The organism is Azoarcus sp. TTM-91, assembly GCF_012911025.1.
In the GTDB taxonomy this organism is placed as follows: domain Bacteria; phylum Pseudomonadota; class Gammaproteobacteria; order Burkholderiales; family Rhodocyclaceae; genus Azoarcus.
Window position 1 is genome coordinate 1 of the sequence record NZ_WUEI01000145.1, and the last position, 10,201, is coordinate 10,201.

The 10,201-nt window shown below is 69.0% G+C and carries 5 protein-coding genes; 2 read left to right on the plus strand and 3 right to left on the minus strand.

The window, feature by feature from the left end:
• Positions 1-177: 177 nt before the first annotated feature.
• From GRF61_RS21855 to icmF, 3 genes are all read right to left on the minus strand, one after another.
• Positions 178-1,014: an ABC transporter ATP-binding protein gene (locus GRF61_RS21855; protein WP_169152738.1), complete on the minus strand. Its 837-nt coding sequence runs from the start codon at positions 1,012-1,014 to the stop codon at positions 178-180.
• A 93-nt stretch (positions 1,015-1,107) separates the two neighbouring features.
• Positions 1,108-3,087 (minus strand): AMP-binding protein, encoded by a 1,980-nt coding sequence (locus GRF61_RS21860; RefSeq protein WP_169152739.1) that lies wholly within the window; start codon positions 3,085-3,087, stop codon positions 1,108-1,110.
• 225 nt (positions 3,088-3,312) lie between these two features.
• A complete protein-coding gene (gene icmF, locus GRF61_RS21865; protein ID WP_169152740.1) occupies positions 3,313-6,591 on the minus strand; it encodes a fused isobutyryl-CoA mutase/GTPase IcmF in 3,279 nt (1,092 codons plus the stop codon).
• A gap of 254 nt (positions 6,592-6,845) precedes the next feature.
• On the opposite strand from icmF, the gene GRF61_RS21870 reads away from it, so the two are divergent.
• Positions 6,846-7,952 (plus strand): AraC family transcriptional regulator, encoded by a 1,107-nt coding sequence (locus GRF61_RS21870; RefSeq protein WP_248281392.1) that lies wholly within the window; start codon positions 6,846-6,848, stop codon positions 7,950-7,952.
• 97 nt (positions 7,953-8,049) lie between these two features.
• Positions 8,050-10,188: a PAS-domain containing protein gene (locus GRF61_RS21875; protein ID WP_169152741.1), complete on the plus strand. Its 2,139-nt coding sequence runs from the start codon at positions 8,050-8,052 to the stop codon at positions 10,186-10,188.
• The last annotated feature ends 13 nt before the right edge of the window (positions 10,189-10,201 follow it).

The window sequence follows — 10,201 nt, forward strand, 5'->3', positions numbered from 1 at the left end:
ATCCTCCCCCGCGAGGGGGGAGGGGGCAAAACCGAACGCCGGCTCTGCGGCTGGCCCCCTTCCTTAACCGCCCCTCGGTACGCCCCCTACCCTCGCAACGCCCTCGATACGTCGAGCGACCAACACTCATCCTTCAATGCGCACCACCCCATGACTCAACCCTGAATCCCGACTCCCTCAATGCGCCGCCCCCAGATACGCCGCGATCACCTCCGGATTGCGCTTCACCTCGTCCGGCGGGCCGTCGCCGATCTTGCGGCCGTAGTCCAGCACCACCACCCGGTCCGAGATGTCCATGACCACGCCCATGTCATGCTCGATGAGCACGATGGTGGTACCGAACTGGTCGTTCACATCCAGGATGAAGCGGCACATGTCCTGCTTCTCTTCCACGTTCATGCCCGCCATCGGCTCGTCCAGCAGCAGCAGCGAGGGCTCGGCGGCCAGCGCCCGGCCCAGCTCCACCCGCTTCTGCAGGCCGTATGGCAGGCGGCCCACCGGGGTCTTGCGTATGCCCTGGATCTCGAGGAAGTCGATGATCTCCTCCACCTTCAGGCGGTGGGCGATCTCCTCCCGCTGCGCCGGGCCCCAGTACAGGGCGTGGCGCAGCAGGCCGCAACGCATCTTGAGATTGCGGCCGGTCATGATGTTGTCCAGCACGCTCATGCCCTTGAACAGGGCGATGTTCTGGAAGGTGCGGGCGATGCCCTGGGCGGCGGCGCGATGCGGCTCCATGCGCCGGCGTTCCTCGCCGCGGAACAGGATGCGGCCCTGCTGCGGGTGATAGACGCCGTTGATGACGTTGAGCATGGAGCTCTTGCCGGCGCCGTTGGGGCCGATGATGGAGCGGATCTCGTGCTCGCGCACGTCGAAGCTGATGTCGGTGAGCGCCTTCACCCCGCCGAAGGACAGCGAGATGCCCTGCAGGTCGAGCACCACGCCGCCGATGCGGCCCGCATGGCCGGCCGGCGGCGCCTGCTCGTGCACCGCGCTGGCGATGTCGTTCATCCTCATGGGCTCCTTCTCCATTCCGTGGGCGGCAACCGCGGTTTCCAGCGCGGCCCTTCAGTTCGTTCCCGGCACGTCCCTGTTGCGGCGCTCCGCGGTTCAGGCCGCCTGCCGCAACCTGCTGCCGGCGGCGACGGTGTCCGCTTCCTCTATGCGCAGCTCGGCGGCGATGCTGCCGAGACGGCCGTCCTCGTACTGCACCTGGGTCTCGATATACTGGCTGGCCTTGCCCTCGTAGAGCGCGGCGATCAGCACCGCGTACTTCTCGGCGATGAAGTTGCGCCTGACTTTGCGCGTGCGGGTGAGCTCGCCGTCGTCGGCATCCAGCTCCTTGTGCAGCACCAGGAAGCGGCGCACCTGGGCGCCGGCCATGCGGGCGTCGGCGGCGAGGTCGGCATTCACCTGCTCCACGCAGTCGCGGATCAGCGCATACACCTCCGGCCGCGCGGCGAGGTCGGTATAGCCGGCGTAGGCCATGCCGCGGCGCTCCGCCCAGTTGCCCACCGCCTCCAGGTCGATGTTGATGAAGGCAGCAACGAAGTCGCGCTGGTTGCCGAAGCTCACCGCCTCCTTGATGTACGGGAAAAACTTGAGCTTGTTCTCGACGTAGTTGGGCGCGAACAGCGCGCCGCTGGCCAGGCGGCCGACGTCCTTGGCGCGGTCGATAATCTTGAGGTGGCCGTCGTCGTCGAAGAAGCCGGCGTCGCCGGTCTGGAAGTAGCCCTCGGCGTCCAGCGCCTCGGCGGTGGCTTCCGCCCGCTTGTAATAGGCCTTCAGCAGCATGGGGCCGCGCACCAGGATCTCGCCGTTGTCGGCCAGCTTCACCTCCACCGCCGGCGCGGGCTTGCCCACCGAGTCCAGCTTGATCTCGCCGTCCGGCTGCAGGCAGACGTAGGCGCAGGTCTCGGTCTGGCCGTAGAGCTGCTTCAAGTTCACGCCGAGGGAGCGGTAGAAGCGGAACAGGTCCGGGCCGATGGCGGCGCCGGCGGTGTAGGCAACGCGGATGCGGCTCATGCCCAGCACGTTCTTCAGCGGGCCATAGATCAGCAGCCGCCCCAGCGCGTAGTGCAGCCGCGCCGCCAGCCCCACCGGCCTGCCGTCCAGCAGGTCTGCGCCATGGCGGCGGGCGACCGCCATGAAGTGGTGGAACAGCCAGCGCTTGGGCCGGGCGGCGTCCTCCATGCGGATCATCACCTGGGTCAGCAGGTTCTCGAACACCCGCGGCGGCGCGAAGTAGTAGGTGGGGCCGATCTCGCGCATGTCGGTCATCACCGTCTCCGCCGACTCCGGGCAGTTGATGGTGAAGCCGGCGACCATGGCCTGGGCGAAGGAAAACAGGTGGTCGCCCACCCAGGCCATTGGCAGGTAGGAGAGGATGTCCTCGTCCTCGCCCAGCCGGTCGAAGCCGGTGCCGCCGCGCGCCGCGGCGATGAAGGCGCCGTGCGTCTGGCATACGCCCTTGGGTTTGCCGGTGGTGCCTGAGGTATAGAGCATCACCGACACGTCGTCGGCCGCGCCCTTGTCGATCTCGCCGTCGATGAAGGCCGGCCGCTCGGCGTCGCGGGCGGCACCACGTGCCTGCAGCGTGTCCAGCGCCATCAGCTGCGCGTCGGCGTAGTGGCGCAGGCCGCGCGGGTCGTCGTAGAGCACATGTTCGAGGAGGGGCACCTCGGCGGCGATCTCCAGCAGCTTGTCCACCTGCTCCTGGTCTTCCACCACCGCGAAGCGGATCTCGGCGTCCTGCAGCACGTAGATCATCTCCTGCGCCACCGCGTCCTGGTACAGCATCACCGGGATGCCGCCCAGGCACTGGCAGGCGGCCACCGCCCAGTACAGCCGCGGCCGGTTGTCGCCTATCACCGCCAGCCGGTCGCCGCGGCGGAAGCCCAACGCCGCCAGCCCGCTGGCGATGGCGCGGACGTTTTTCGCCACCTCGGCCCAGCTGTAGGTCTGCCAGATACCGTATTCCTTCTCCCGCATCGCCGGCCGCGCCGGGCGGACCCGGGCGTGGTGCATCAACAGGCGGGGAAAGGTATCCAGGGTGGCAGCAAGCGCGGCGTGCCCGTGGGATGCGGACATCTCCGTTCTCCTTTGGTGTGGCCCTGCTCGTCTCCAGCCCGCTCGCGGTCGGGCTTGTTTGTCCGCCGCGGCAGTGCGGGCGTCTTTTGATTGTCCTTACTGTGACAGCACTTTTTTGCGCAACTGTTTGCGGAATGTAGGGAATTGTTCCCGATGCACAGCCCATGCCATTGAAATCAAAAACGGCGCCGTAGCGCCGTCTTTGCTGGAAGCGTTCTCCAAGCCTCACATATTCCGCCGGTATTGTCCGCCGACCTCGTACAGCGCCTGGGTGATCTGGCCCAGCGAGCAGTGGCGCACCGCTTCCACCAGCACCTCGAACACGTTGCCATCGGCGATCACCGTATCGCGCAGCCGTGCCAGCCACAGCGGCGCCTCCTCGCGATGGGCGGCGTGGAAGGCGGCGAGGCGGGCGAGCTGGCTGCGCTTTTCTTCCTCGGTGGAGCGGGCGAGGACGACTTCCTGCGCCGCCTTCGGATGCGGGTTGAGGAAGGTGTTCACGCCGATGATGGGGTGGCTGCCATCGTGCTTGCGGTGCTCGTAGAGCAGGGATTCCTCCTGGATGCGGCCGCGCTGGTAGCCGCTTTCCATCGCGCCGAGCACGCCGCCGCGGCTGGCGATGGCCTCGAACTCCTTCAGCACCGCTTCCTCCACCAGGTCGGTCAGCGCATCGATGACGAAGCTGCCCTGGCTGGGGTTCTCGTTCTTCGCCAGCCCCCACTCGCGGTTGATGATGAGCTGTATCGCCATCGCCCGCCGCACGCTCTCCTCGGTGGGAGTGGTGATGGCTTCGTCATAGGCATTGGTGTGCAGGCTGTTGCAGTTGTCGTAGATGGCGATGAGCGCCTGCAGCGTGGTGCGGATGTCGTTGAAGTCCATCTCCTGCGCGTGCAGCGAGCGGCCTGAGGTCTGCACGTGGTACTTCAGCTTCTGGCTGCGCTCGTTGGCGCCGTACCTGTCCCGCATCGCCACCGCCCAGATGCGGCGGGCGACGCGGCCGATCACGGTGTATTCCGGGTCCATGCCGTTGCTGAAGAAGAAGCTGAGGTTGGGCGCGAAATCGTCGATGTGCATGCCGCGGGCAAGGTAGCTCTCGACGTAGGTGAAGCCGTTGGCGAGCGTGAAGGCGAGCTGGCTGATGGGGTTCGCGCCGGCCTCGGCGATGTGGTAGCCGGAGATGGAGACGGAGTAGAAGTTCTGCACCTTGTGGCGCACGAAGTATTCCTGGATGTCGCCCATCATCTTCAGCGCGAACTCGGTGGAGAAGATGCAGGTGTTCTGGCCCTGGTCTTCCTTGAGGATGTCGGCCTGCACCGTGCCGCGCACCGTGGCCAGGGTGCGCGCCCGCAGCGCGGCGAGTTCGCCGGCGTCCGGCGCGCGACCGTGCGCGGCCTCGAAGGCGGCGAGCTGCTGGTCGATGGCGGTGTTGAAGAAGAAGGCGAGGATGACCGGCGCCGGGCCGTTGATGGTCATCGACACCGAGGTGCTGGGCGCGCACAGGTCGAAGCCCTGGTAGAGCACCTTCATGTCGTCCAGCGTGGCGATGGAGACGCCGGAGTTGCCGACCTTGCCGTAGATGTCCGGCCGCAGGTCGGGGTCGCAGCCGTACAGCGTCACCGAGTCGAAGGCGGTGCTGAGGCGGTGCGCCGGCATGCCCTCGGACAAGGCGTGGAAGCGGCGGTTGGTGCGGAAGGGGTCGCCCTCGCCGGCGAACATCCGCGTCGGGTCCTCGCCCTCGCGCTTGAAGGGGAAGACGCCGGCGGTGTACGGAAAGGCGCCGGGCAGGTTCTCCTTCATCAGGAAGCGCAGCAGCTCGCCCTCGTCCTCGAAGGCGGGCAGCGCGACCTTGCGGATGCGGTTGCCGGACAGGGATTCGGTGTAGAGCCGGGTGCGGCTCTCCTTGTCGCGCACCTTGACCACGTAGTCGTCCGCCTCGTAGCGGCGGCGGGTTTCCGCCCAGCCGTCGAGCAGGGCGCGCGCCTGCGGCAGCAGCGCCTGGTCCTTGGCGGCATGCAGGGCGATAACGTCGTCCGCCACCTTGCCGGCTTCCTCCAGCAGCTGCCCGCTGGTGCGCAGCGCCTGGCGCTCGCGGGCGATGCGGGCCTGCGCCGCCACCGTGCGGTGATAGCCGCGCAAGCTGTCGGCCACCTCGGCGAGGTAGCGGCTGCGCTCCGCCGGCACCACCGCGCGGCCGCGGGAAGAGGCTTTCACCGCCACCGCCGGCAGGCAGCCGGCGCCGGCCTCCAGCCCCTGCTCGCGCAGCCGCGGCAGCAGGGCATGGTAGAGCGCGGTGACGCCGTCATCGTTGAAGCGGCTGGCCATGGTGCCGAACACCGGCATTTCCTCCGCCGGCTGGGCGAACAGCTCGCGGTTGCGCTGGTACTGCTTGCGCACGTCGCGCAGGGCGTCTTCGGCGCCCTTGCGGTCGAACTTGTTGATGGCGATGAAATCGGCGAAGTCCAGCATGTCTATCTTCTCCAGCTGGCTGGCGGCGCCGAATTCGGGCGTCATCACATAGAGGGAGAGATCGACGAAGGGCACGATGGCGGCGTCGCCCTGGCCGATGCCTGAGGTTTCCACGATCACCAGATCGAAGCCGGCCAGGCGGCAGGCGGCGATGACCTCAGGCAGCGCGGCGGAAACCTCGGAGCCGGTCTCCCGCGTCGCCAGCGAGCGCATGAAGATGTTGGGGTGGTCGATCGCGTTCATGCGGATGCGGTCGCCCAGCAGCGCGCCGCCGGTGCGCTTGCGCGAGGGGTCGATGGAGATCAGCGCGATGCGCAGGCCGTCCTGCTGGTCGAGGCGGAAGCGGCGCACCAGCTCGTCGGTGAGCGAGCTCTTGCCGGCGCCGCCCGTGCCGGTGATGCCCAGCGCCGGAATCCTCAACCCGGCGGCGGCTTCGAGCAGCGCCCGGCGTGCCGCCTCGCTGCAGGCGCCGTTCTCCAACGCGGTGATGAGGCGCGCCAGGTGGCGCAGGCGGGCGCTGCGGTCGCCGTCGGCGAGGCCGGCGAGGATGGCCGCCGGCGCGCTGGGGGCAGCGCCGCCGAGATCGAAATCGCAGCGCTCCACCAGGTCGTTGATCATGCCCTGCAGGCCAAGGCTGGCGCCGTCCTCCGGCGAGTAGATGCGGGTGACGCCGTAGTCGTGCAGCTCGCGGATCTCCGCCGGCACGATGACGCCGCCGCCGCCGCCGAACACCTTGATGTCGCCGGCACCCTGCTCACGCAGCAGGTCCAGCATGTACTTGAAGAACTCGACGTGGCCACCCTGGTAGCTGGTGATGGCGATGCCCTGCACGTCCTCCTGCAGCGCGGCGGCGACGATCTCGCCCACCGCGCGGTTGTGGCCGAGATGGATCACCTCGGCGCCGGTGGCCTGCAGGATGCGGCGCATGATGTTGATGGAGGCATCGTGGCCGTCGAACAGCGCCGCCGCGGTGACGAAACGCACCTTGTTGGCGGGACGATAGGGTGTGAGCTTGCGGGCAACGCTGAGGTCGGTCATGTCTCCTGCTCCCTCTCCGGGTTTCTTCCTCCATGCTAGGAGTGGCCCGGCGGGATTGCCATTGCCGGCGCGGACGGGAGTCGTGCAAATTCCGCCAGGCATTGCGCCGCGCTACGGCGACGCTCTTTTCCCATTACTGCAATAGCTTGTTCAAGGCATGGAACGCCCGTTCTGGCGGAATTGCACAAACCGCCAGTTGTTCCCGCCCACGGTCCGGGCGCAGAATCCCCCCATCTTGGTCCGCCTTCCCCGCCATGCCGCAAACCCGGACGAGTGCCGATCCGCCCCGCAGCGCCACCCCGCCAGCGCGGCCGCGCGCCACCGTCGCCGCCGGCTTCGTCACCGGCATGCTGGCCGGCATGCGCCAGCGCGGGCTGGACCCGGCGCCGCTGCTGGCCGCCACCGGCATCGCCCTGGGCGGCGCCGGGGAGCGGGTGGCGCTGGAACGCTACGCCGCGCTCTACAACCGCATCGTCGCCGAGCTGGGCGACGAGGGCTTCGGCCTGTTCTCGCGCCCGCTGGCGCCCGGCTGCTTCGAGTTCCTTTGCCGCGGCATGCTGGGCGCCGCCACGCTGGGCGAAGCGCTGGAGCGCGCCGCCCGCTTCCTGCGGCTGGTGCTGCCCGACCTGGCGCTAAGCCTGCATCGCCACGGCGAGCACGCCGAACTGCGCATCGCCGAAACCCGCCCGCTGGCCGGCGACGCCGAAGCCTCCGGGCACCGTGACGCGCCCGCCCGTGTTTTCGCCTTCGAATGGCTGCTGCGCCTGGTGCACGGCGTGGCCAGCTGGTTCGCCGGCCGCGGCCTGGCGCTGGACGCGGTGCGCTTCCCCTACGCCCGGCCGGCCCATGCGGACGACTACGCCCTGGTCTATACCGAGCACTCCAGCTTCGGCGGCGAAGTGCTGTCCGCCCGCTTCCAGCGCAATCTGCTCGACCTGCCGCTGCGCCGCGACGAAGCCGCGCTGGCCGCCTTCCTCGACGGCGCCCCCGGCCGCATCACCATGCTCTACCGCCGCGACCGCGAGATGGTGCTGCGGGTGCGCGACCTGCTGCGTGCCGCCCTGCCGGACAACCCGACGCTGGAGGACGTCGCCCGCCGCCTGCACCTGTCGCCGCGCAGCCTGCATCGCCGGCTGGAGGAGGAAGGCTCCGGCTTCCGCGCCATCAAGGACGCGCTGCGCCGCGACCTCGCCCTCGCCCGCCTGGCCAAGAGCCACCAGCCCATCGCCGCCCTCGCCGCCGACCTCGGCTATGCGGACGCCTCCGCCTTCTACCGCGCGGTGGTGGGCTGGACCGGCCTGTCACCGGAGCGCTTCCGCCGCCAGCTGGCGCAACCGCAGCGGCCGGCGCCGCAACACTGAGCGCTGCGGCCGGCGGCCCCCGCGGGTTTCCGCCCGCGGACGAATGTGCAACCATGCCCGCATAAAACGAGATTCAGTGGATGGAGACCCGCCGCATATGGCGACTAGCACTGACACCCCCGAACAGCGCCGCCAGTACGATCTGCTGCTGGCCGGCCTGGACCTGCTGGACCAGGGCCTGGCGGTATTCGATTCCGGCCCGCGGCTGGTGGCCTGGAACAAGGCCTTTCTCGCCTTGCTGGAGCTGCCGGAATCCCTGGCCGAGGTCGGCACGCCCTTCGAGGCCTTCATCCGCTACAACGCCGAGCGCGGCGAGTACGGGCCGGGCGACATCGACGCCCTGGTCGCCCAGCGCGTCGCCGCCGCCCGCGCCTTCCAGCCGCACTACACCGAACGCGCCCGCCCCAACGGCAAGATATTGTCGATACGCGGCGTGCCAATTCCCAACCTCGGCTTCGTCTCGCTGTGGACCGACGTCACCGAGCAGCGCCGCTACGAGGCGCTGATCCAGCAGCAGAACGCCTCGCTGGAAGCCCGGGTGCGCGCCCGCACCGCCGAGCTGGAACAAGCCAACGCCCAGCTGGCGCAGGCCAACGAGCAGTTGGCCCAGGCCAATGCCGAGGTGGACCAGATCGCCGGCGCCCTGCGCCGCAGCGAGATGCGGCTGCAGCTCATCGTCGACTCCATCCCGGCGCTGATCGCCTACGTCGATCGCGAGGACATCTACCAGTTCGCCAACCGTGGCTATGCCGAATGGTTCGGCTGCGGCAAGGACGAGATCGTCGGCCGCAGCATCCGCGACGTTTTCGGCGAGGATGCCTACGCCCAGGTTCATCCGCACCTCGAACGGGCCCGCGGCGGCGAGCGCGTGTCCTACGAATACAGCCGCAAGAGCGCCGACGGCCACACGGTGCACGCCCGCAGCGTGCTGGTGCCCGAGGCCGGCGCCGATGGCGAGGTCGCCGGCTTCTTCGTCATGTCCACCGACATCACCGAACAGAAGGCCAACCAGGCGGCGCTGATCCAGGCGCAGAAGATGGAGGCGGTGGGCCAGCTCACCGGCGGGCTGGCGCACGACTTCAACAACCTCCTCACCATCATCATCGGCAACCTCTCCGCCATGCAGACCGAGGCCGGCGCCCGGCCGGAATACCTGGAGCCGGCGATGCAGGCCGCCCGCCGCGGCGCCGAGCTGATCAAGCGCCTGCTCAGCTTCTCGCGCCGGCAGACGCTGGAGCCCACCGCGGTGGAGGTCGGCGTGCTGGTACACAACATGTCCCACCTGCTGGTGCGCTCACTGGCGGAGACCATCAAGGTGAGGCTGCGGCTGCCGGGCGAACCGCTGCATGCGCTGGTCGATCCGCACCAGCTGGAAAACGCCATCCTCAACCTGGCACTCAACGCCCGCGACGCCATGCCCGAGGGCGGTGAGCTGACCATCGCCGTCTCCAACCGGAAGCTGGGCGAGGACATCGCCCACCTGGTGGAGGTGCCCCCCGGCGACTACGTGCAGATCGACATCTCCGACACCGGCTGCGGCATAGACCCGGCGCTGCTGCCGCGCGTGTTCGAGCCCTTCTTCACCACCAAGCCCTTCGGCGGCGGCAGCGGCCTGGGGCTGGCGATGGTCTACGGCTTCCTGCGCCAGTCCGGCGGCAACATCCGCATCCTCAGCACGCCGGGGCGTGGCACCAATGTGCGCTTCGTGCTGCCGATGGCGCCGCCACCGGCGCCCGTGCCGTCACCATCCTCCGCCCCAACGCAGTCAGCGAAGCTGCCCGGCCCGGTGCTGCTGGTGGAAGACGAGCCGGAGGTGCGCAAGGTCATCCGCCTGCAATTGCTCGGCCTCGGCCATGCGGTGCTGGAGGCCGGCAACGGCATCGAGGCACTGGAGTTGCTGGAGGCGGTGCCGGACATCGCGGTACTGATCAGCGACACGGTGATGCCCGGCGGCATCGACGGCCCGGAGCTGGCCGGCCGCGCCCGCGCGCTGCGGCCGCAACTGCCCATCCTGCTCATCACCGGTTATGCCAGCGGCAACGCGGTGAGCCGCGCCGGCGTCGAGCTGCCGGTGCTGCGCAAGCCCTTCGACCCTGCCTCGCTCACCGCAGCCCTGGCCGAGGCCATCACCGCAGCCGGCAAGTGCGCCTCGGTAGCGCAAGGCACCCCCGCCGATAGCTCAGGAATCACCCAAGGAAGCGCCCTTCTCCCCCTGGAGGAACACGGTCCATCATGAACGCCATCCGCCC